The following is a 21,477-nucleotide window of genomic DNA, read 5'->3' as shown; positions in this document are numbered from 1 at the left end:
GTGTGAGCGGAATGCTTCTGTATCAACTAAAGCCCCTTCTGAGCGGGCCAGACAGGGGTTTCCGGCCGGTGCTGTCCGGTATCCCAGACCCAACTAGGTAGCAGTTCAGGGCGCTCTCACGGCTCGGAACGCCCTGTGCTGCTAGATGCTTGGGCTGCTGCCACCTTGGGAGGGCCGCTGCCTGGCGGGGGCTACTTCGCCGGGCGGCCGTGGATGCGCACCGAGAGCTCGTCGGCGACCTTCTGCACGCGGGCGGCGAGCACCGGCCACTGGTCCTCCGGCAGTTTGTCCTCCAGGAACGTGACGGCGACTGCCGCCGTCGGCCATCCAAGGTGATCCGTGACTGCGGCGGCGATTGAGCCAAAGCCGGGAGTCACCTCGCCGTGTTCCGTGGCGTAGCCACGCTGCCGCACCTGGTCCAGATGCGACGACAGGGCCGAGTACTTCATGATGGCGCCCTCCACCTCGTGCCGGGCAGTGAAGGCGGCGGCATTCGGATAGAGCGCGCGGACCTGGGACTTGGGCAGCGCGGCAAGGATGGCCCGGCCGCTGGCGGTGAGATGGCTGGGCAGCCGGACACCGACGTCGGTCACCAGGGATGGCCGGTTCTTGGCGCGCTCCTCCACGATGTAGAGCACATCCCGGCCGTGCAGGACCGCCAGGTGTGCGCTTTCGCCAAGGACATCAACGAGAGAGGCGAGCATGGGCCGCCCCAGCCTGGAAAGCGGTTCCTGCCGCGAGTACGCAGAACTGAGCTCGAAGGCGCTGATGCCGAGGCCGTAGCGCTGCTCCTCGTGCAGGTGCAGGACGAAGCCGTTCGCCTCCATGACGCCCAGGAGGTGGTAGACACTTGAGCGCGGCAGCCCCAGTGCCGTGGCAATGTTCGACGCCGCCATCGGCCCCCGCTTGGAAGCCAACAGCTTGAGGATCCGCAGGGTGTTTTCGGCGGCGGGAACTTTCGCTTTGACCGCTGATTCCGGCCGCTTTGCCGCCGTTGCGGCCATGGTGCCTGCCATGTGTCCTCCAGGCCTCGTCGTTTGGCTGTTTTTGGGATTTCTGTCTTTTCCAGGTTTAGCCGAAAGGTGTCCGGTATCCCGTACTTAAGCTTGCGCCCAGTCCGCTCGCTGTAACCCTCCTTCAGAAGCACCACCGTCCGGAATACCGGACATCGGCTCAACCGGCACCATCATCCCGCTTTCCCGCGCACCGATGTAGCGTTTTGTCCATGGAATTTCCGCTAAAGGGCAAGGTTGCTCTGGTCGCCGGGGCCACACGAGGGGCAGGTCGCGGAACCGCCGTGGCCTTGGGTGAGGCCGGGGCGGTGGTCTACTGCACCGGACGCACTACCAAGGGCCAGACGTCCGACTATCGTCGCCCGGAAACCATCGATGAAACGGCAGCCATGGTGAGCGCGGCCGGCGGGACCGGCATCGCAGTGGCGGTGGACCATCTCAACGCCCCGGAGGTGGAAGCGCTGGTCCGCCGAATCGACCACGAGCACGGCAGGCTGGACATCCTGGTGAATGACATTTGGGGCGGCGAAAACCTCATCCAATGGAACACACCCCTCTGGGAACACGACCTGGACGGCGGACTGCGGATGCTGCACGGCGCCGTCGACACGCACCTGATCACGAGCCACTTCGCGCTGCCGCTGCTCATCCGGCAGCCGGGAGGACTGGTGGTGGAAATGACAGACGGAACGAAAGAGTACAACGTCGCGCATTACCGGCTCTCCGCGTTTTACGACCTCGCCAAGTCCGCTGTCCTGCGGCTCGCCTTCAGCCAGGCCGAGGAGCTGAAGCCGTTCTGTTGCACCGCTGTGGCACTGACACCTGGGTGGATGCGCTCGGAAATGATGCTCGAGCACTATGGCGTGACCGAAGCCAATTGGCGCGAGGCAGCGGCCACGAATCCGCACTTCGCCGCCATTTCGGAAAGCCCGCGCTTTGTGGGCCGGGCGGTCGCAGCCCTCGCGGCCGATTCTGACGCGCACCGCCGATCCGGCGGCTCGTTCTCCTCCGGCGGGCTGGCGCTGGAGTACGGCTTCACCGACGTCGACGGCTCCCGGCCGGACTGCTGGCGCTACCTGGAGGAGGTCCAGGAGGCCGGTCTGCCGGCCGACGCTACCGGCTACCGCTGAGGTGGATAAGGCCGCCAGAGCTGAGCTCGGTCCTGCCATCTACCGGCCACAGCCGACAGTTACAGTCTGAGATCGAAGACACCAAGAGCCCGTGAGTCTAATCACAGCTCCCCCGAACATGGTCTGCTGGATAGCGATCCCCCTCCCAATGACGAGAAGGTATTCGCATGCCACAAGCCCAAACAGCAGCCGAAACGGCGGCGCCCGACAGCACAACCGCTGAGAGCACCTCCACCGAAAGCACGGCCGCCGTCGGAACCACGCGCAACGCCGTCGGAACGGCGAGCATCGCCGTCGAAACCGTTCTGAACCGCGGCCTCAACGTCCGCCACATCCGCTTCATGGCGCTGGGCTCCGCCATCGGCACCGGCCTGTTCTACGGTTCGGCCTCGGCCATCCAAAAAGCCGGCCCAGCCGTGCTGTTCGCCTACATGATCGGCGGCGCCGCCGTGTTCATGGTGATGCGCGCCCTGGGGGAAATGGCCGTGCGGCACCCGGTCTCCGGATCCTTCGGGCAGTACGCCAGCCGGTATCTTGGCCCGCTGGCAGGCTTCGTGACCGGCTGGACCTACGTCTTCGAAATGGCGATCGTGGCCATCGCCGATGTCACCGCCTTCAGCATTTATATGGGCTTCTGGTTCCCGTCCGTGGAGCGGTGGGTGTGGATCCTGGCCATCATCTTCCTCCTCGCGGCGCTGAACCTGCTGAGCGTAAAGGTCTTCGGCGAACTCGAATTCTGGTTCACGCTGGTCAAGGTTGCAGCCATTATCGCCATGATCGCGGGCGGCGCGGCCATCCTTGCCTTCGGGTTCCAGAACGGTGACGCCTCGGCCGCCCCGGGCCTGGGGAACCTGGTGGAGCACGGCGGCCTGTTCCCGAATGGCTTCGAGGGGCTCCTGGCCTCGTTCGCCGTCGTCATGTTCGCCTTCGGCGGGATTGAAACCATCGGCATCACGGCCGGCGAGGCAGCAGATCCCAAGAAGGTGATTCCCAAGGCCGTCAACACAGTGCCGGTCCGGGTCCTGCTGTTCTACGTACTCACCCTCGGCGTGCTGATGAGCCTCTTTCCGTGGAACGAAATCGGCAGCAACGGCAGCCCGTTCGTCCAGATCTTCAGCGGACTGGGCATTCCCGCCGCACCGCACATCCTCAATGCCGTCGTAATCACCGCCGCCCTGTCCGCCATCAACAGCGACATCTTCGGCGCCGGGCGGATCCTCTTCGGTTTGGCCAAGCAGGGGCACGCACCGCAGAGCTTCGGGCGGGTTTCCCGGCACGGCGTGCCGTGGATGACCGTGGTGATGATGGCCGGGATTCTGCTGGTGGGAGTGGTGCTGAACGCGGTCATTCCGGAAGATGTCTTCCTGCTCATCGCCTCCATCGCCACCTTCGCCACGGTCTGGGTGTGGGTAATGATTCTCGCCTCCCATGTGGCGATGAAACGCGAGATCGCCCGGAAGGGCCTGCCGGCGTCGGACTTCCCCTCGCCCTGGTGGCCTGCGGCATCCGTCCTCGCCATCGGCTTCATGGGGCTGGTGATCGCGGTGCTTGGCGTCTTCGAGGACACCCGCGTAGCACTCTATGTGGGAGCTGTGTGGCTGGGGCTCCTGGTGGTCGCCTACCGGCTTTGGGTCAAAGGCAATGGACGACGGCGGGCCTACCTTGAGGATGAGACCTCGCCGCTGCCGGCGGTCGCCAAAACTGAGTAGGATTCCCGGGGAAATGGCGCGCCAGGCTGAAATAGGCAGAAACAAGTAGTAAAAATGGGTAAAGACAGGTACTCGCCGCCTGTTACGCGAGTGCCTAATGTGATAAATGGGGTAGATGTTACTCGTGTGGCGTATGTGATTCCTTCCTACAGTGGACTACACGGTGCCAGCCGGCTGGGGTATTGACCCCGGATAATGACCCGGACCCGCGCCGCCAGTGATTCGACGACTGGTCACACTGTGAAGGAGTGGTCCTCATGTTGGAAATCCAGGCCGGGGCGCCGGCAGAGCATATTCAATCCGGGCGGTCACCCGGTTTCCTGGCCCAGACACTGCAGCGGGCGCGTACGGCCGCTGTTCCGTACAAGATCGGCGACGTCCTGGTGGGCGACGATCCGTTCAACGGCAGGCGCGAAGGCACTGTTGTGGTCAAGAACGGCCGGTCGATCGGGGTCCGATCCTCGGACCGGGTGTACTTTTACGACTACCGGCAACTGAGGCGGCCGGACTAGGCGGGTCATCCCGCCAGTCCAGCCGAGACCGACAGGAGCCGATCCCATGTCCATCGCCAACCTGCCCACCGCGTACCTCACCATTGCCGAGGTCGCCGCAGCCCTGCGCCTTTCCAAAATGACCGTCTACCGGATGGTTCGGGCCGGCACGCTGGCGGCCGACCGGTTCGGCAAGTCATACCGTGTGCCGGAGTCGGCTGTGGAGGAGTACATCCGGGCCTCGGGCAACGTGGCAACGGAGGACCCACAGAGCGCACGCGGTTGACGCGGGAAACTGCCTAGGCCGCAACGGGCCTGAAGCACATCGGTGCTGGCTGGTTGACATCCGCTGGCGTTACGATCAGGCATGCTCCCGCTGCAGAATCTCCTGGCCTTTGCCTTGGTCTCCGCGCTGCTGATCGCCGTCCCGGGCCCCAGCGTCCTGTTCGTCATCGGACGGTCGCTGGCCCTGGGGCGGCGGGGCGGCCTGCTGAGCGTTCTTGGCAATGCTGCCGGGGAACTGCTGCAAATCGCAGCGGTGGCCCTGGGCCTCGGCGTGGTGCTGGCTGAGTCGATGCTGCTGTTCACGGTGGTGAAGTTCGCCGGCGCGGCCTACCTTGTCTATCTGGGAATCCTGGCGGTGCTCCACCGCCGGGGCGGCCCTGCAGGCCCGGATCCGTCCAGGCCGGCCTCCACCCGGCGGATTCTGCGCGAAGGCTTCATTGTCGGGGCCACCAATCCGAAGTCCGTGGTGTTCTTCATAGCGGTCCTCCCCCAGTTCGTGGACCATTCTGCCGGCGCTATCCCGGTCCAGCTCGCCCTGCTTGGTGCCACGTTCCTGGGCATCGCGTTGGTCTCGGACAGTGTGTGGGCACTCGCGGCAGGAACTGCGAGGCAATGGTTCGCCCGCTCACCCCGCCGCGTGGCAGCTGTTACCACCACTGGCGGGGTGATGATGATCGGGCTCGGCGGCACCCTCGCCCTGACGGGTACCAAGAACTAGTGGGCCACGCCGTCCGGGGGGACTACCGGGCGGACCAGCCCCCGTCCATTGTGTAGCTGGCCCCGGTGACCATTCCGGCGGCGTCGGAGGACAGCCACGCAACCAGCGAGGCCACCTCTTCGGGTTCCACAAGCCGTTTCACCGCGGACTCCGTGAGCATCACCTTCGCCAGGACCTCTGACTCCGGAATCCCATGGACACGTGCCTGGTCCGCGATCTGCTTCTCCACCAGCGGGGTTCGCACGTAACCGGGGTTGATGCAGTTGGACGTAACCCCGTGCTCGCCGCCTTCAAGTGCCGTCACCTTGCTCAGCCCCTCAAGACCGTGCTTCGCCGAGACGTAAGCACTCTTAAACGGGGAGGCCCGGAGACCGTGCACCGACGACAGGTTGATGATGCGCCCGAAACCATTGGCGTACATGTGCGGCAGTGCGGCACGGATCAGCAGGAAGGGGGCCTCGAGCATGAGCGCCAGGATCTGCCGGAACGCCCCGGGATCGAAGTCTTCGATGGGGCTGATGCGCTGGATGCCGGCGTTGTTCACCAAGATGTCGCAATCCAGGCTCAGCGCGGCAAGTGCCTCGACGTCCAGGAGGTCGATTGCCCAGGCCGTGCCGCCCACCTCATCGGCGAGGGCCGCGGCGCCGGCTTCGTCGACGTCGGCCACCACCACCTTGGCTCCCCTGGCGGCCAGCTCCCGTACGCACGCCGCGCCGATGCCGCTGGCACCGCCGGTGACCAGGGCCTTGAGGCCGTTCAGGTTCTTTTCCACGTCCGGACCTTGTGCGTCCACAGTCTGCTCCTCAATGTGTCCACGTTGACACGTGCCGCCGCGTGCAGCACTTCCAATTCACCCGAGTATTCCTGCAGAAGGAACGCGGTTCAATGACTAATCAGGCACTGGATTCGTGCAAAATTGCAGATATGGATGCCAACCCGGACGACCTGCTGGTGTTGCTCGCCGTCTCACGCTCGGCGAAGTTCACGACGGCGGCCCAGGTCCTGGGCCTGAACCACACCACCGTTTCACGCCGGATTGCCGCACTGGAAAAGGCCCTGGGCGGCCGTGTTCTGGCCCGGGCCTCCGGGGGTTGGGAGCTGACCGAACTCGGCGCCCAGGCCGTGCTGGTCGCTGAGCAGGTGGAAACGGCGGTGCGTGCGCTGGGACCGTCAGGCCAGGCACCCGACCCGATTACCGGCGTCGTACGCATGACGGCGACCGACGGCTTCAGCGCGTACATCGCCGCTCCGGCGGTGGCACGGCTGAGGAGGGATCACCCGGGGCTCAGCGTCGAGATCGTCACCGTCACGCGGCGGGCACTGCAGCAACGCTCGGGACTGGACATCGAGGTGGTGGTGGGCGAGCCGCAGGTGCACCGGGCCGAAGCGTTCCGGCTGGGCGAGTACGAGCTCGGGATGTACGCGTCCCGCTCGTACATCGAGGCCAACGGAATGCCGGACTCGGTGGAGGCCCTGACCGCCCATCCGCTCGTCTACTTCGTGGATTCGATGTTGCAGGTGGACGACCTCGACGCACCGCGCCGGCTGGTGCCGGCCATGCGCGACGGCGTCAGCTCCACCAACGTGTTCGTGCACGTCGAGGCCACCCGGGCCGGCGCCGGGGTCGGGTTCCTCCCCTGTTTCATGGCCGACCGGCACCAGGACCTGGTCCGGCTGCTGCCCGGGAGCATCGCCGAACGGCTGCCCTACTGGATGGTCCTGCGGCCCGACTCGATGCGTCGGCCGGCCGTCGCCGCGGTAGTCACGGCGCTGCGTGAACAGACCACGGCGCACCGGCAGTGGCTACTCGGGCAGGGACGCGGCGGCTCAGCCGCTGACTGAAGGCTAAGGCCCAGTGTCGGCGGTGGGTCCCAGAGCGGTGATCGCGGTTTCGGTGCTGGCTTGAGTATCTGTGCTTGAGGCAGGGTCGTGGCGCACCGAGGCTCCGGCGGCGAAGGCCCGGACCTTGGCATCGTTCCAGATGTGGGCGGGCACCGCCCCGCCCAGGAGCCGCCGCGCGAGCTGCGGATCATCCCCGAACGGCTGGTCGCTGCCCGCCATCACCATGTTGCCGTACCGGCGGCCTTTGAGCATGGCCGGGTCCGCGATGATGGTGGTGTGCTCGAACGCGGCCGCGATGGCGGCGGCATCCTCACGGGCGTTTTTCAGGTCCGGGCCGTCGCCCGAATTCACCACGTAAATGCCGCCTGGCGCCAGCACGCGCCGCACGTGCGCGTTGAACTCGGCGGTGGTCAGCGGAAAAGGTGTCACCGCGCCGGCGAACACGTCCCGGATGATGAAGTCGCGGGTGTCCGGGGTCAAGGTTTCCGTCACAGCGCGGGCCTCGCCGACCCGCAGCCGCAGCAGCGGAGCCTTAGGCAGGTCGAACCAGCCGCGGACGTATTCGGCAAGCTTCCCATCCAGTTCCACCACCACCTGCCGGGCGTCCGGATAGGCAGCATGAAAGTAGCGGGCCATCGAGCAGGCTCCGCCGCCCAGATGCAGGCCCCGCAGCCTGGGCTTGGCCTCCGTCGGCCAGCGGGATTCGATCAGGGCGGACATCCAGCGCATGTACTCGAAGTCGAGGAACAGCGGATCGGCGAGGTCGATGTGGGAACTCATCACGCCGTTGATGCGAAGGAGCCAACCGGTGGAGTTGTCCTGGTCCGCGATGAGCTCGCAGTCGCCGGTGTCGATGTAGTAGATGCCCTCAACGGGGCCGTCTGCACGAGCTCCCCCGGGACGCACTTGCCTCGGAACTTCCAGCACATCGGAGGCCGCTGCCCTGCCTCGTTTGCCGCCGGATTTGGTGCCGGGTTTGGGTCCCGATTTTCCACCTGACTTGATGCGCCGTGCCATCAGTTCTCCGCCGCTACCGTCATGCTTCAAGCCTAGTTGACCGCAGGCTGCCGCAGTCCCGGCCTCGCTCCCTGCCAGCGGGTTCTACCCCTCCGGCACGGGTGCTCCCCCGCCGTTGCGGATGCGCTGGACCATGGCCGTGGTGGAGCGCTCGGCCACGTAGTCGAGGATGGTCACCGTGCCGCCGTAGGCCTCCACGGCTTCGGTTTCAGCCAGCATCTCCGGTGTGTAGTCCCCGCCCTTGGCGTAGATTTCCGGCCGCAGCTGCTCGATCAGGGGAATCGGCGTCGGGGTGTCGAAGACGGTGACGTAATCCACGCAGCTCAGGGCGGCGATCACGGCTGCCCGGTCCGCGACGCTGTTGATGGGACGGTCCGGCCCCTTGAGCTTCCGAACGGAGTCGTCACTGTTGAGCGCCACCACCAGGATGTCGCCGAGCTGCTTGGCCTGGTTCAGGTAGCGCGTATGCCCACGGTGCAGGACGTCGAAACAGCCGTTGGTCAGCACCACGCGCTGGCCGTCGCTGCGGTGGGCACGGATGTGCCGTTCCAGTTCGTCGGCCGCCAGGGCCGTGTCCGCGAAGCTTTCCAGGTAACGGCCCAGCTCGTCCGTGCCGCAGACGGACGTCCCGGGATGGTGGACCACCACGTCCGCCGCCGCCTGCGCCAGATCCAGACTGGCTGTCAGCGGAAGCGACGCGGCACGCGACAGGGTCAGTGCCGCCACGAAGGTGTCGCCCGCGCCGGAGGCCTGCTTCTCGGCAGCCGGCCGCGCCCACGTCCGATGCGGGTTTCCGGCCGCCGGGATGAGGACCGTTCCGTCCCGGTCCAGCGTGACCACGACGGCGCGTGCCCCCGTCGCCTGCAGCAGCTCGCCGCCGTGCGCGGTCACCACATCTGCACGTTCGGGCCCGCTGCCCAGCCGAAGGTCCAGCATCCTGGCCGCCTCCTGCGCGTTGGGCGTGACCAAGTCCGGCTCAAGTCCTGCCCACGGGCGTGGGTCGTGCGCGTCCACCACCACAAGCGTGTCCTGCCCACGGCGTGCAAGGGTCTCGATGAGCCGACTGCGCACCGGCTCCGCGAGGACTCCCGTCCCGTAGTCGCAGATCACCACCGCGTTCTGGCGGCCGACGGCCGTGGGCACCGCCGCCTCGAATGTCGCCAAGGCCTCGGCCGGAACAGCTTTCGCCGAGTCGTCGAAGCGCAGCAGGACCTGGCCGCCGCTGCTGATCCGGACCTTGGTGGTGGTGACCATGTCCGGGTGCTCGGCGAGCAGCGTGGTGTCCACCCCGGCGGCGGCCAGCTGGCGCCTAAGTTCCGCGCCGGCGTCGTCCGTCCCGATGATGCCGGCCACGCTGACGCGGGCCCCGAGGGCGGCCAGGTTCATGGCGGTGTTGGCCGCGCCGCCGGGAGCAAAGTCACGGCGGGCGATGTCCACCACGGGAGCCGGGGCCTCGCGGCACATCCTGTCGATCGAGCCGGTCCACCAGCCGTCGAGCATGAAGTCGCCCACCACCGTGATGGCCGGCTGCTCCTGGGCCAGCCTCCGGGGAAGCCAGGCGGCAAGGCCGCGCTGTTCGGAAAGCACTGGTTCGGAAGGCACTGGTTCGGAATGCTTCGGCCCGCCGTCGTCCCCAGCTAATCCTCCGGTGCCCGGTGCTGCGGCGGTCACGACGCTACTCCCTGGGCTGGCTGTGCAGATTCTGCGGGTGCGGGCGGCGCAGCAATGTGCACGACCTTGACGCGGGTAAATTCGTCGAGGAGTTCTGGCCCATACCCGAATCCGTGCCCGCTTTCGCCCCGGGGCTGGGCGGCCCCGCCTGGTGCGCCGCCGAACACCTCGTTGACCTTGACGGTCCCCACCAGCAGAGCTGCGACGGCCTGCTGGGCATGGGCGATGCTGCCAGTCAGGACGGTTGCGGCCAGTCCGTAACGGCCGGCCGCGGCGAGGGCGAGCCCTTCTTCGAAGGTGTCCACCATGCGCACCGGGGCCACTGGGCCGAAGGTTTCCTCGGCCATAACGTCCATAGAATCGGTGCAGTCCACCAGGACCGTAGCCGGATAGAAGGCGCCGGGCCCGTCCGGGACCGCGCCGCCCTCCTCCGCCCGCGCGCCCAGCTGCATCGCTTCCGCCACATGCCGATGGACGGCGTCCCGCATCCGGGTATCCACGAGCGGCGCGAGCCGGTTTTCCCTGTTGCGGTCCCGGGCCTGCTCCACAAGTGCCTGGCAGAACGGTTCGGCGATGGACCGGTGGACGTAGATCCTCTCCACCGACGTGCAGATCTGCCCGCTGTTGCTGAAGGCCCCGATCGCCGCCTGTTCCGCGGCCCAGCGGGGATCAACGTCCGCATCCACCAACAGCGGATCGTTCCCGCCGTTTTCCCTGATGACATAGGCACCCGTCAGCACTGCCGCCCGCGCAATCCGGTCACCGGTCACGCTGGATCCGACGTGGGCGAACATATCAACGTCCGGCTGCTGCGTAAGGAGGGTCCCGACGTCGGCCCCGCCTGTGAGCGTGACCAGCACGTTGCTTGGAAATACCGGCGCCAGCGTCTCCCCCAGCAGCTTCCCCAGGTGGGGGCATCGCTCGCTCGGTTTATGAATGGCGGTGTTCCCGGTGACCAGGGCCGCCCCGATGAGTCCGCAGGCGACGGCGACGGGGTCGTTCCACGGGGTCAGCAGGACGGCCACGCCGCGGGGCTCGGCGACGGTGTAATCAGCTGCCAGCGGGTTGCCGCGCAGGCTATGCCCCCGGTGTACGGGACCAAGTTCCGCATACTGCTCCAGCGTGGAAACACCGGCGGCAATGCCGGCAAGAGCTTCATCTACTGGACGGCCGGTCTCCTGTGCGTTCAGTTCCGCAAGCCCTGCAGCGGCCGCCTCCAGCGCGCGGGCGGCCTCGCGCAGCAGCTTGCCACGCTCCCCCGGAGGCGTGGCCGCCCAGCCGGGCTGGGCAGCGCGGGCAGCCGCCACGGCTCCCGCCACATCCTCGGCGCCGGCGACGGAAAGGCTGCCGACGGTTTCCCCGGTTCGCGGGTTCAGGATTGTGAGCACGTCTTCCGCATTGGCCAGCTCGCTGGCGATGGTCGATTGCATGTGGCTCCTCACTGGGGATTGGCCTGTGGCTGCCGGACCGTCAGTCCCGCCCTCTCTGAGGTGATCCGTACCCCGGCGTCGAGGGGTTTACACGCGCCAGGTGCAGGAGTTTCAGAGCTGGCGGCCGGCTCCTATTGGGCTGGCAATGCAGGGCCGATGCACCGTATGGTGGCTCCACTGAACCCATCCCGACCTGAACCATCCGGAGCCGAGAGGGCTGACACCATGGAACTCTTCAACGCCGACTTCGGCGGAGCACGCATTACGGGGCAGGGAATTGGTCCCGTTCTGGAAGCCTTCAGCGGGGTTTCCCGCATCGCCGTTCTTCGTGGCGGCGGGCTGGGTGACCTGATGTTTGCCCTTCCGGCGGTGGCAGCGTTGAAGGCCGCCTACCCCGACGCCAGCGTCACACTGCTGGGCACGCCGGTCCACGCTGAGCTGCTGTCCCAGACCGTGGGACCGGTGGATGAGACGGTAATTCTGCCGTTTTCTGAAGGGGTCCGCCCGGGACCGGAAGACGACGACGAACTGGAGCGGTTCTTTGCCGGGATGCGCGCCAGGAACTTTGACCTGGCCGTCCAGCTGCACGGCGGGGGCCGGTACTCCAATCCGTTCCTGCTCCGCCTCGGCGCCCGCCACACCGTGGGCACCAGGACTGCGGACGCCGCTCGGCTGGAGCGGACCGTGCCCTACCTGTATTACCAGCATGAGCCGCTCCGGGCCCTCGAGGTGGCAGGAGTCGCCGGCGCCCCTCCCCGGGAGCTGGAAGCCAGGCTACAGGCGCTCCCGGAGTTCGGCCGGCAGCTTGATCAGGAGCTGCTGGGAAACGGCGGGCCAGGGCATGGCAACGGCGGGCCCGGGCACGGCCGGGTCCTTGTGATCCATCCGGGGGCAACCGATCCGCGCCGGCGCTGGCCGACGGAACGCTTCGCCGCGGTGGCCCGGAAGGCCGCCGACGACGGCTTCCGGGTATATGTGGTGGGCGACAGCAGCGAAAAGGAACTGGCCGAGATTGTGGTGGAGCTCGCCGTCGAACAATCCGGCACAGGACAGTCTGCTGCCGCCCGCCCGGCCGTTGAGTCACTCGCAGGCAAACTCAGCCTCGGCGAGCTCGCAGCGCTGCTGGCCGGCAGCGCCGTCGTCGTGGCAAACGATAGCGGACCCCGCCACCTCGCCCAGGCCTTGGGCACACCCACCGTGGGCATCTTCTGGACGGGCAATGCCATCAACGCCGCGCCGCTGGGACGCAGCGTGCACAGAATTCACCTCGGCTGGGTCACGCGCTGCGAAGTGTGCGGCGTGGACGTCACCCAGGTCGGGTGGACGGCCCCCCGGTGCCCGCATGACGAGTCCACCGTGAAGGCCGTCGAACCCTCAGAGGTTTACGAGGATGTTCTCCAGCTCACGGCCATGAGCCCTCTTCCTCATGGCAGATAAGCATTTCGCGGACCTCGCAGCCGATGGGCTGCGACAACGCGAACAAAATGGCCTGGGCCACGTTGCCGGGGTCGTTCAGGCGTGAGTCGTCCTGCGGCTTGTACTGCTCGGCGCGGTCGTCGAAGAAACGCGTCTTCATGCCGCCGGGAATCATGGTGGTCACGCCGATCTCGCCGCCCGTCTCGGCAGCCAACGAATGGCTGAAGCCCACTACCCCGAATTTTGAGGCGCAGTAGGCCGTGGCCTCCGGCAGTGCCCTTTTGCCCAGCGTGGACGCAATGGTGACCACCCGGCCGCGGGACTCCTTAAGGTACGGAAGGGCCGCCCGGACGACGGAAACCGTGCCCAAAAGGTTGACGCCGATGACGCGTTCCCATTCGTCCGCGGCCACGTCCTCCAGCTTGCCGCAGCGGTCGATGCCGGCGGCGGTGACCACCGCATCCAGCCCGTCCAGCGTCTCGGCCGCCTGGCGGACAGCGTCAGTCACGGCGACGCGGTCCGAGACGTCCACTTCAAATGCCTTCGCAGCCGAGACGTTCCGGATGTCCCGGTCCAGTACCACCGGGGTTCCCCCGGCTTTCAGCACGGCATCGACGACGGCGGCCCCCAGTCCGGAGGCACCGCCGGTTACCAGGACCCGGCCAGGCCGGAAAGTCGATTCAGTCATGGTGTTCCTTTCGCTTGGGACAAATTCAGGATTGCGTTGCAGTTCAGCTGACCTTCGCCAGGGCATCTGCGAGTACGGACGTGGACCGGGCCTGGTGGAACGGCACCGTCACGCAGCGCCCTCCCCAGCTTTCGACCAGCCCGGCCTCGGGCAGCTCCGACGCACGGTAGTCGCCGCCCTTCACCCAGACATCCGGCCGCAGCGATTCCAGGCAGGCCTCCGGCGTGTCCTCCCCGAAAACCAGGACGGCGTCCACGCACTCGAGGGCCAGAAGGAGCTCCGCCCGGTCCTGCTGGCTCACGATGGGCCTTTGCTCGCCCTTAATCCGGCGGACCGACTCGTCCGAATTCAGGCACACGATCAGGCAGTCGCCCAGTTCCCTGGCCGCCGCCAGCGTGCGGGCATGGCCCGCATGCAGCAGGTCGAAGCAGCCTCCGGTGGCCACGACGGTTCCCCCGTTGGCCCGCACCCGCCGGGCAAGGCCGAGGGCGTCTTCCTCTCGGCAGTGATGCCAGACCGGCCGGTGGCGGTCCGGCAGCGAGGCCACCCCGCCAGCCCCGAGAAAGTTGGCCGCTTCATTGATGGCCAGTTCCGCTGCCTCTTTCAGGCTGCGGCCCTCCGCCAGGTGCACGGCCAGGCTGGCCGCGAGCCGGTCGCCCGCGCCGCAGGGATCCGCGACCTCGGTGTGAGGGGCCGTGATGGTCAGGGGCGGGGTCTCGGGCCGCGACAGCAGGCCACCCTGCTCCCCCATGGTCACGAGGACCGCTTTGCTTTGCCAGCGGTTCAGCAGCGCCGTGCCGACGGCGGCAATCGCCTCAGGCGTTCCGGTGCTGGAATCCGCGGCCTTGGCAGCCTCGGACAGGTTGGGGGTCACCACGGCCACGCCGCGCACCGGGACGGCACCGGAGGGATGCGGGTCCCACACAATCGGAATGTCGCCGGCGCGGGCCTCGAGCAACTCGCGGATCTCCGGGTTCGCGGCAACCCCCCTGCCGTAATCGGCCACGACGATCACCTCGGCCTGGTCCAGCGCCCTGAGCATGCCCGCGGTGGCCGCCGGTACTTCCGGCCGCTCGCATCCCTCATCCACCCGCACCACCGGCTGGCGGCCCGCGCGGATCCGGGTCTTCACAGGCGTCCTCGCGCCGGAGGGCCCGGACACAACCCGCACTCCGGCGAGCGCGCCTTCCAGTGCCAGGGAGGCGTCGTCGTCGGAAAGCACTGTCACCAGGGTCACTCGGTGACCGTCCTGGGCCAGCATCCGGGCCACGAGCCCGGCACCGCCGGCTCGGCGCCGGACGTCGGAGACGTCCACCACCGGCACGGGCGCATCGGGGCACAACCGGGTTGCTTCGCCGGAGAGGTCCACGTCCAGCAAAACGTCGCCAACTACTGTGATCCTCATCCGCGATCAGCCTCCGGCCCGGGAACGCCCTGGCCCCTGCGGGCCACCTCGGCCTCGAAGGCGCGGCAAATTGCGTGCAGTGCGATCAGGTGCCCTTCCTGCGCGTTGGCGGAGATGGCATCGATGGCCACGGCGTCGTCGCAGGAGGAAGCCAGCGGGTTGGGTGCCGGCCCGGTCAGGGCCCACGTGGTCACGTTCAGTCTGGCAGCCACCTCGGCTGCACGGAGCAGGTTGGGGCTCTGGCCGCTCGTGGATAGCAGCACGAGGATATCCCCGGACCTGCCGTGGGCGCGGACCTGCCGAGCGAAGAGCTCCGCGTAGCCGTAGTCATTGGCGATGGCCGTGACGGCCGAACTTTCCGCGTGCAGGGAGATCGCGGAAAACGGCATCCGCTCGCCGTCGAACCTACCCACGAGTTCGGCTGTCAGGTGCTGCGCTTCGGCAGCGGATCCGCCGTTCCCGGCAGCGAGCAGCTTCTGCCCGCTGAGCAAGCGCTGGGCCAGCTCCACGCCCCAGCCCGCCAGCTTGTCGGCCTGGCTTTCCAGGGACCGCAGGGCGGGCAGGACGTTTTCAAGATGGGTCCGCACCGCCTTCCGCGAGCCGGCACCGGCGTCCTGTTCGGCGTCGTCCTGTGAGGAGACCGCGTCCGGAGAGGGGAAACCGGGCGTGGCGCCAACGCGGTGCATGGCAGGAAGCTCAGCCTCCCGCAGGGATTCCGCAGTCACAGTGCCGCTCCTTCCATCGGTTCCAGGCTGCCTGCTTCTGCTGAGCCTGCGATGGCCAGTTGGTAGGCCTTTTCGGTTTCCGCTGCCACCCTGTTCCAGGAGTAGCGGGCCTTCGCCCGCCGCTCGCCGGCTCGTCCGAGTTTTGCGCGAAGGTCCGGGCTGGCCATCAGGGTGCCAATGGCTTCTGCGATGGCTTCGGGGTCTTTCGGCGGCACGTGCAGGCCGGTTCCCTGGTCCACCACGCTGTCAGTCAGGCCTCCCACCGCCGCCGCGACCACCGGAACGCCACACGCCATGGCCTCCAGGGGAACGATGCCGAAGGGCTCGTACCAGGGAGTGCAGACCACAGCGTCCGCGCTTCGGAAGATTCCGGGCATGGCTTCCCTGGGAACCTGGCCCCTGAGCTCCACATGGGCCGCCACGCCGAGGTCCCGGGCCAAGTCCATTAGCCGGCGCGCCTCCGGATCCTGCCCGCCCTCATCCGCGCCGCCGCCCACGATGAGCAGCTCGACGTCGTCGAACCCCTCCTTCAGCAGATAAGGCAGCGCGCGGATCACCAGGTCCACGCCCTTACGCGGAACCAGCCGGCCAACGGAAAGGATGCGGTGCGTCCGGGCCGGAACGTCGGCCGGGCCGCCGCTGGAGAAGAGCTCCAGGTCCACTCCGCAGGGAGCGATGGAAACCCGGCGGGTATCAATCCCCATGGCCCTCAGCTCGAAGACCTCGTCCGAGCACGTGGCCACAATGCGGTCAGCCGACCGGCCCACGGACGGTTCGAGGAAGCGCCTCTCGGACGGGCTGGTGTCGGCGGCACCCTGGTGGCGGCGCTTGACGGTGCCCAGCGCGTGGAAGGTCTGCACCACGGGAACCCGGAAACCCCCGGGCTCCCGGCGTGCGGCGTCCAGCGCGGCGACGCCCGACATCCAGAAATGGCCGTGCACCACATGCGGCGGCGAGTCACCCCAGTCCTGGACCACGCCATCCGCCAGGGCGCCCATGTAAGGGAGGAGCTCGTCCTTGGGCACATGTTCGGCCGGGCCGGCGTCCACGTGAACTACCTCAAGCCGTGGATGTACCCGCACCCTCGCTGGCAGATCCGGCGCGTCGCGCCTGGTGTACACGGTCACGCGGTGGCCCCGCCGGGCCAGCGCCGATGAAAGCGCGGCCACGTGCACGTTCTGGCCGCCTGCGTCCACTCCGCCGAGCGCTGCCAAAGGACTGGCGTGTTCTGAAATCATTGAGATCTTCAATGGGTATTCCTTTCTCGCGCCGCGGACAGGGCATCCGGTCCGGACCCCTCTGAAGCTGCACCCTCGGATGCAGCCGCCTCCTCAAACGCCCGCTGCGGGCCGTCCCCCGGATCTGTCGGGGCCAGATCCGCCAGCACCTCATCCCAGTCCGCCAGGAAACGCTCAAGTCCGTAGCGCTCGAGGGCGGCCTCCCGCGCCGCCTTGCCCCGCCGCCGGGCCTCCTCGGGGTCGTTGACCAGCAGCCGGGCACACCGGCGCAGCTCCTCCACGTCTGTGGAGATGCAGCCTGCCTCAGGTGGGACGGCCCGCGCCGCCTCGGTGGTGGCGAGAGCCAGGACCGGCATGCCGAGGTGCATCGCTTCCAGCAACGCCAGTCCCAGGGAGGTCCAACGGAGCGGGTGCAGGTACGCCCGGCACCGCGCCAGTTCACGGTGGAGATCCACGGTTTTCAGATCACCCCGGATGGTGAGGCGCGGCGAGGGAATGCCTGTGGCTTCCGCCAGCCCTTCGCCGCCCATGCCGAAGACCTGGAGCGGACCTGCGGTGGCGAAGCGGGGCAACAGGTCCGTCCCCGTCACGCGTCCGCGGCGCACCGGTTCATTGACCACGACGCCCAGTTCCGGTACCTCCCCCGTATACAGGTAGCCGGGGTCCGCGATGCCGTGCTCGATGACCTTCGTCGGTGCGCTGCCGCTGTCCCAGAACAGCTCGTTGAAATGGGTCACGTGGACGATCGGGATGTCGCGCTGCTCCCCGAGCGGATGGACGGTGAAAGGAACATCGCCCTTGGGTGTGTTGTGTTCCACGTACACGGCGGGAAGATCGACGCCGGGCCGGCGGCCCAGGACGCGCATGACCTCCCCGGCTTCCTCCGGACGCTGGAGCACCACGGCGTCAATGCTGCTGGCGTCCAGCTCCGCGAGCGCAACCTCCCGCACGGAGGCTGGCCAGTTCCGGCCCGCCCGCCCCAGCCCCCACGGACCGCCCCCCGGCAGGAGTGGCAGCAGGTACTCGTGCCGGCCGCGGACAAACGCGTCCGTCCACGACCCGTGCACGTGCCAAAGCAAAATTCTCATTGTTTCCGGACCTTTCTCCGTGTGCTGAGCGAGGAGACCCCGCTCAGCAGGCGCTCGACCGCTTCCACCACCTGTTCGGGCGAGACCGAGCTAAGGCAGGGATGTCCCGGTACCGGACAGATGCGTGCGCGGCTTAGCCTGCATGGCGCATTCTGGTCTCCAAGCAGTTCCAGCGGAACGCCGTACGGCGCCCAGCGGACAGCCGGCACAACGGGCGAAAACAGGCTCACCACCGGGGTTCCGACGGCGGCGGCCAGATGCGCGGGTCCGGTGTTTCCGGTGACCACAACGTCAGCGTTGGCAAGGACACCGGACAGGGTGGAAAGGTCAGTCCGCCCGCCGAGGTCGATGGCTGAAGGGCCGGCCACCGTTGCGGTAAGGGCTGTTTCACCCGGCCCCCCGGTTACGACCACCCTGTGGCCGGCGCCCTCCAGCAGTTCCACGGCCGCCGCATGGTGAAGCGGTGGCCAGGCCCGGGCCGGCACCGTGGCTCCGGGATGGACCACCACGTAGGGCCCGTCCCCCACCAGGTGCCGGACCGCCGGAGGATCCTTGACCATGAGCTTTCCGTCGTCTCCGGTCTTGAGCCGGAACCCCGCCGCGCGGGCGATGCCCAGCGCCCGCACGGCCTCCGGCTGGTCCTCGGGAAAGTCCTCGCCGGGTTTCAGCCGGACATCCAGGAGGGAGCCCGCGTAGTCGGTTGAAGCTCCGGTGATGCGCTCCACTCCGGCCAACCGCAGGAGGAGCGCCAAGGGAAGCGGCGACTGGTGGAACGAGGTGAGGATAACGGCCTCAGTGATCCGCGAATTACGGACAAAGCCCACCAGCGAGTCCAGGTGCGGGCCCGTCACTTGAGGGGCGGGGTTGCTGATCCATGGGGTATCCCAGGCAAAAACGTCCGCAACGTTGGGCAACAGTGAGGCGGCCGCCTGGCCCTGCGGTCCGCACAGCACGACGACGTCGTTGGGGCTGCCGCCGTCGGCCCGCCGTCCGTTCGCCACGGCCCTGACGGCCGGGCCTGCCAGGAGGACGTCACCGACGCTGTCCAGCCGGGCCACCAGAACCCTGCTCATGCCGGTCCTCGAAGCAGCATTCCCTGCAGCAACAGGGAAACGGCCTGTTCGAGGTCCGCGGCAACCTCAGGGGCTGCGGTGACTTCCTCTGGACGGGTTTGGGGAGTGGGGACAAGGACACCTCGTGCACCGGCGGCCGCGGCCGCCTCGACGTCGCTGCCGATGTCCCCGATGAACGCCGCCTCCGACGGGTCGATGCCAAGACGCCGGCACGCGCTCTGGATCATTCCCGGGGCGGGCTTGCGGCACCGGCAGCCGTCCCCGGCCTCGTGCGGACAGACTTCCCAGACGTCAAAGGGTCCCAGAAGGTCCTCCACCCGGGCGTTCACGCTGTCCACCTCCTCCTGGGTCAGGAGGCCACGGGCAATGCCCGACTGGTTACTCAGCACACCGGTGGCCAGGCCCAGGCTGCGCACCTCGTCGAGGACCTTGCGCGCCCCGGGCAGTGGCCTGACCAGCTCCGCATTGCCGTTGTAAGGCACGTCAAACACCAGCGTCCCGTCCCTGTCGAACAGCACGGCCTTGAGCGTAGAAGCATCAGTTGCCATATCCCCTTCGTTCCCCGCCCACCTGAGACCTAAACAAAAGGCTGCGTACTTCTTCTCGGCTAGAATCCTCGACAGGCGGCCGAGCCTGGTCGCCTGAAGACGAGGAAGGCCTCTGTGGAAGCACCCAACGGCAAGCACGAACAACCGGTCCTGCTGGTCCTGCGGGCCCTGAAGCTTGGCGACCTGCTGGTTGCCGTTCCCGCGCTGCGCGCCCTGCGCCGTGCCTATCCGGAACACCGCCTGCTGTACGCGGCGCAGGGCTGGCTGGAGGACGCCCTGGAGCTCGTGGGTGGCTACGAACTGCTTCCGACCCATGGCCTGGATGTTCCGATTCCCATCGAGGCAGGCCAGGTGGACATCGCCGTGAACCTGCACGGCAGCGGACCTGAAAGCGAGGCACGGCTCGCCGCCGTGCGGCCCAGGACGATCGTTGGCCACCGCACGTCTGCACGGCCCGGCCCGGAGTGGATGCAGGACATCCATGAGCGTGAGCGGTGGACCAGGCTGCTGCAGTGGCATGGCATTGACGCCGAACCGGACGATTTCCGCCTTCTCCCGCCTGCCCTTCCCAGTCCCTGCCCCGGGGCCACGGTGCTGCACGTAGGGGCCGCCTATGGCAGCCGGCTCTGGCCGGAGGACCGCTTTGCCGAAGTAGCGCGCACCCTCTCGGAGGATGGCCACCAGGTCGTGTTCACCGGCAGTTCCGGGGAACGGTCCCGGGCCCTGGACGTTGCACGGCTCGCGGGGCTACCGGAAGCACAGGTCCTGGCGGGAAAACTGCGGCTGGCCGAATTCATGGCCGCCATCGCGGAGGCCCGGCTGGTGGTCTCCGCAGACACCGGCGCGGCGCACCTGGCCTCTGCGTATTCGCGGCCCTCAGTGGTGCTTTTCGGTCCCGCCCCGGCCGAGGTCTGGGGCCCGCCACCGGGGCCGCATATTGTGCTGACAGACGCTCAGGCGCGTCGCGGTGACACCTTCGCGGCCACGCCGGACCCGGCCCTGCTGGCGGTTTCGGTGGAGGATGTTTTGGCGGCTGTGGGGCAGCTCCGGCTCGCCTGATCCGCGCAGTCCCTGTCTCCATTGGCCCTGTCTGCGGTCCGGCCCTCCTCGTCAAGCAGCCGGTGCTGAAGCCACACCAGAATTCGGGACAGGCGCCGGGATACCTGCATCTGGGAAATGCCGAACCGTTTGCCCAGTTCCACCTGGGTCTCCTCCCGGAAGTACCGCCGGTAAAGCATCTCGCGGTCGTCGGGGTCCAGTTCCTGGATGGCCTCATTGAGGCATACGAGTTCCTCGAGGTGTTCGATCGGCTGGTCCGGTGAAACCAGTCCCTCGCCCATCGTCGGCCCGCCCCACGGGTCCGGGCTGTCCAGCGAGTCGGGATGCATGCTGCTGCCCGCGGCCTGGGCTTCCCGGACGTCCGCCGGGGTGACGCCCAGTTCGCTCGCCAGTTCCTGCGCCGACGGAGTCCGCCCCAGCGACTGGGCCAGGTCCGGGGCAGTATGGAGGAGCTGCGTCCGAACGTCCTGAACACGCCGCGGCGGCCGCACTGTCCAGCACCGGTCCCGCAGAAAGCGCTTTAGTTCGCCGCTGATGGTGGGCGCGGCGTAGGCAGGGAAACTCTCACCCTTCTCCGCGTCGAAGCCGCGCGCAGCCTTGATGAGCCCCAGGTAGGCCACCTGGACCAGGTCTGAGCGCTCCCGTCCGCGGGCGGCATACCGCGAGGCAAGCGACTCGGCCAGGTCCAGGTAATTGAGCACCAGCTGGTTCTGGAAGGCATCGTGCAGCCGGCCCGTTTGGGTCGAAGGCTGGGAGGCTGCCTGTGGCGGGCCGGCCATGGACAAGGAGGGCGGAGTTTCTGGCATTGTCGGGGTTCCTTCGATCGGGATCTCGAGAAAGCCTGCGGCAAGACTTAGAAGAAGGAAATCATAAGCGTGCTTATTACACAATGGCTCGAGGCGCTAGGCTCGAAGAAGTACCAAGGCCAAGC

Annotated in this window: 21 protein-coding genes; 8 read left to right on the top strand and 13 right to left on the bottom strand. The window is 67.6% G+C overall.

Features of this window, described 5'->3' with window-relative positions:
* Nucleotides 1-191: 191 nt before the first annotated feature.
* Nucleotides 192-1,016 carry an IclR family transcriptional regulator gene (locus tag QFZ23_RS03645; RefSeq protein WP_306920578.1) on the bottom strand — a complete coding sequence of 275 codons (825 nt, stop codon included), beginning with the start codon at nt 1,014-1,016 and terminating at the stop codon, nt 192-194.
* 209 nt (nt 1,017-1,225) lie between these two features.
* Here QFZ23_RS03645 and QFZ23_RS03640 point away from each other — a divergent pair, with 209 nt between their 5' ends.
* The 5 genes from QFZ23_RS03640 (at nt 1,226) to QFZ23_RS03620 (ending at nt 5,346) form a co-directional block, all read left to right on the top strand.
* Nucleotides 1,226-2,143, top strand: a complete 918-nt coding sequence (locus QFZ23_RS03640) for an SDR family oxidoreductase (protein WP_306920577.1) — start codon at nt 1,226-1,228, stop codon at nt 2,141-2,143.
* 167 nt (nt 2,144-2,310) lie between these two features.
* Nucleotides 2,311-3,852 (top strand): amino acid permease, encoded by a 1,542-nt coding sequence (locus tag QFZ23_RS03635; RefSeq protein ID WP_306920576.1) that lies wholly within the window; start codon nt 2,311-2,313, stop codon nt 3,850-3,852.
* Between the two features lie 257 nt (nt 3,853-4,109).
* Complete coding sequence (locus QFZ23_RS03630; protein ID WP_306920575.1) at nt 4,110-4,364, top strand: hypothetical protein; 255 nt, start codon at nt 4,110-4,112, stop codon at nt 4,362-4,364.
* Between the two features lie 46 nt (nt 4,365-4,410).
* Nucleotides 4,411-4,629, top strand: a complete 219-nt coding sequence (locus QFZ23_RS03625; protein WP_306920574.1) for a helix-turn-helix domain-containing protein — start codon at nt 4,411-4,413, stop codon at nt 4,627-4,629.
* 81 nt (nt 4,630-4,710) lie between these two features.
* Complete coding sequence (locus tag QFZ23_RS03620; RefSeq protein WP_306920573.1) at nt 4,711-5,346, top strand: LysE family translocator; 636 nt, start codon at nt 4,711-4,713, stop codon at nt 5,344-5,346.
* Between the two features lie 22 nt (nt 5,347-5,368).
* Here QFZ23_RS03620 and QFZ23_RS03615 read toward each other — a convergent pair whose 3' ends face one another.
* A complete protein-coding gene (locus QFZ23_RS03615; RefSeq protein ID WP_306926640.1) occupies nt 5,369-6,118 on the bottom strand; it encodes a 3-hydroxybutyrate dehydrogenase in 750 nt (249 codons plus the stop codon).
* 152 nt (nt 6,119-6,270) lie between these two features.
* On the opposite strand from QFZ23_RS03615, the gene QFZ23_RS03610 reads away from it, so the two are divergent.
* Nucleotides 6,271-7,188 carry a LysR family transcriptional regulator gene (locus tag QFZ23_RS03610; RefSeq protein WP_306926638.1) on the top strand — a complete coding sequence of 306 codons (918 nt, stop codon included), beginning with the start codon at nt 6,271-6,273 and terminating at the stop codon, nt 7,186-7,188.
* Between the two features lie 3 nt (nt 7,189-7,191).
* Here the strand turns inward: QFZ23_RS03610 and QFZ23_RS03605 are convergent, their stop codons facing one another.
* The 3 genes from QFZ23_RS03605 to QFZ23_RS03595 form a co-directional block, all read right to left on the bottom strand.
* Nucleotides 7,192-8,205, bottom strand: coding sequence for a spermidine synthase (locus QFZ23_RS03605; protein WP_306920572.1), 1,014 nt, complete (start codon nt 8,203-8,205; stop codon nt 7,192-7,194).
* Nucleotides 8,206-8,289: 84 nt separating this feature from the next.
* The gene (rfaE2, locus tag QFZ23_RS03600) at nt 8,290-9,807 is read right to left on the bottom strand and encodes a D-glycero-beta-D-manno-heptose 1-phosphate adenylyltransferase (protein ID WP_306920571.1); all 1,518 of its coding nucleotides are present in this window, start codon (nt 9,805-9,807) and stop codon (nt 8,290-8,292) included.
* Nucleotides 9,808-9,872: 65 nt separating this feature from the next.
* Nucleotides 9,873-11,306: an aldehyde dehydrogenase family protein gene (locus tag QFZ23_RS03595; protein ID WP_306920570.1), complete on the bottom strand. Its 1,434-nt coding sequence runs from the start codon at nt 11,304-11,306 to the stop codon at nt 9,873-9,875.
* Between the two features lie 225 nt (nt 11,307-11,531).
* On the opposite strand from QFZ23_RS03595, the gene QFZ23_RS03590 reads away from it, so the two are divergent.
* Nucleotides 11,532-12,743: a glycosyltransferase family 9 protein gene (locus QFZ23_RS03590; protein ID WP_306920569.1), complete on the top strand. Its 1,212-nt coding sequence runs from the start codon at nt 11,532-11,534 to the stop codon at nt 12,741-12,743.
* On the opposite strand, the gene QFZ23_RS03585 is transcribed toward QFZ23_RS03590, so the two are convergent.
* The 7 genes from QFZ23_RS03585 to QFZ23_RS03555 are packed head-to-tail and all read right to left on the bottom strand — an operon-like array spanning nt 12,709 to nt 19,487.
* Complete coding sequence (locus tag QFZ23_RS03585; protein WP_306920568.1) at nt 12,709-13,410, bottom strand: SDR family oxidoreductase; 702 nt, start codon at nt 13,408-13,410, stop codon at nt 12,709-12,711. The genes QFZ23_RS03590 and QFZ23_RS03585 overlap by 35 nt on opposite strands.
* Before the next feature lie 43 nt (nt 13,411-13,453).
* Nucleotides 13,454-14,815 carry a D-glycero-beta-D-manno-heptose 1-phosphate adenylyltransferase gene (gene rfaE2, locus QFZ23_RS03580; protein WP_306920567.1) on the bottom strand — a complete coding sequence of 454 codons (1,362 nt, stop codon included), beginning with the start codon at nt 14,813-14,815 and terminating at the stop codon, nt 13,454-13,456.
* Nucleotides 14,812-15,540: a D-sedoheptulose-7-phosphate isomerase gene (locus QFZ23_RS03575; RefSeq protein ID WP_306920566.1), complete on the bottom strand. Its 729-nt coding sequence runs from the start codon at nt 15,538-15,540 to the stop codon at nt 14,812-14,814. The genes rfaE2 (QFZ23_RS03580) and QFZ23_RS03575 overlap by 4 nt, the downstream gene beginning before the upstream one ends.
* A complete protein-coding gene (locus QFZ23_RS03570; protein ID WP_306920565.1) occupies nt 15,537-16,790 on the bottom strand; it encodes a glycosyltransferase in 1,254 nt (417 codons plus the stop codon). The genes QFZ23_RS03575 and QFZ23_RS03570 overlap by 4 nt, the downstream gene beginning before the upstream one ends.
* A complete protein-coding gene (locus QFZ23_RS03565) occupies nt 16,787-17,866 on the bottom strand; it encodes a glycosyltransferase (protein WP_306920564.1) in 1,080 nt (359 codons plus the stop codon). The genes QFZ23_RS03570 and QFZ23_RS03565 overlap by 4 nt, the downstream gene beginning before the upstream one ends.
* A complete protein-coding gene (locus QFZ23_RS03560) occupies nt 17,863-18,939 on the bottom strand; it encodes a glycosyltransferase family 9 protein (protein ID WP_306920563.1) in 1,077 nt (358 codons plus the stop codon). Before QFZ23_RS03560 ends, QFZ23_RS03565 begins: the two co-directional genes overlap by 4 nt.
* Complete coding sequence (locus QFZ23_RS03555) at nt 18,936-19,487, bottom strand: D-glycero-alpha-D-manno-heptose-1,7-bisphosphate 7-phosphatase (protein ID WP_306920562.1); 552 nt, start codon at nt 19,485-19,487, stop codon at nt 18,936-18,938. Before QFZ23_RS03555 ends, QFZ23_RS03560 begins: the two co-directional genes overlap by 4 nt.
* Nucleotides 19,488-19,601: 114 nt before the next feature.
* On the opposite strand from QFZ23_RS03555, the gene QFZ23_RS03550 reads away from it, so the two are divergent.
* Nucleotides 19,602-20,546 carry a glycosyltransferase family 9 protein gene (locus QFZ23_RS03550; RefSeq protein ID WP_306920561.1) on the top strand — a complete coding sequence of 315 codons (945 nt, stop codon included), beginning with the start codon at nt 19,602-19,604 and terminating at the stop codon, nt 20,544-20,546.
* Here the strand turns inward: QFZ23_RS03550 and QFZ23_RS03545 are convergent.
* Nucleotides 20,441-21,352 carry a sigma-70 family RNA polymerase sigma factor gene (locus QFZ23_RS03545; RefSeq protein ID WP_306920560.1) on the bottom strand — a complete coding sequence of 304 codons (912 nt, stop codon included), beginning with the start codon at nt 21,350-21,352 and terminating at the stop codon, nt 20,441-20,443. The genes QFZ23_RS03550 and QFZ23_RS03545 overlap by 106 nt on opposite strands.
* Nucleotides 21,353-21,477 lie beyond the last annotated feature (125 nt).

The sequence above is a fragment of the Arthrobacter globiformis genome (assembly GCF_030818015.1).
GTDB lineage: Bacteria > Actinomycetota > Actinomycetes > Actinomycetales > Micrococcaceae > Arthrobacter > Arthrobacter globiformis_C.
This window is presented reverse-complemented; position numbering and strand designations above follow the sequence as displayed.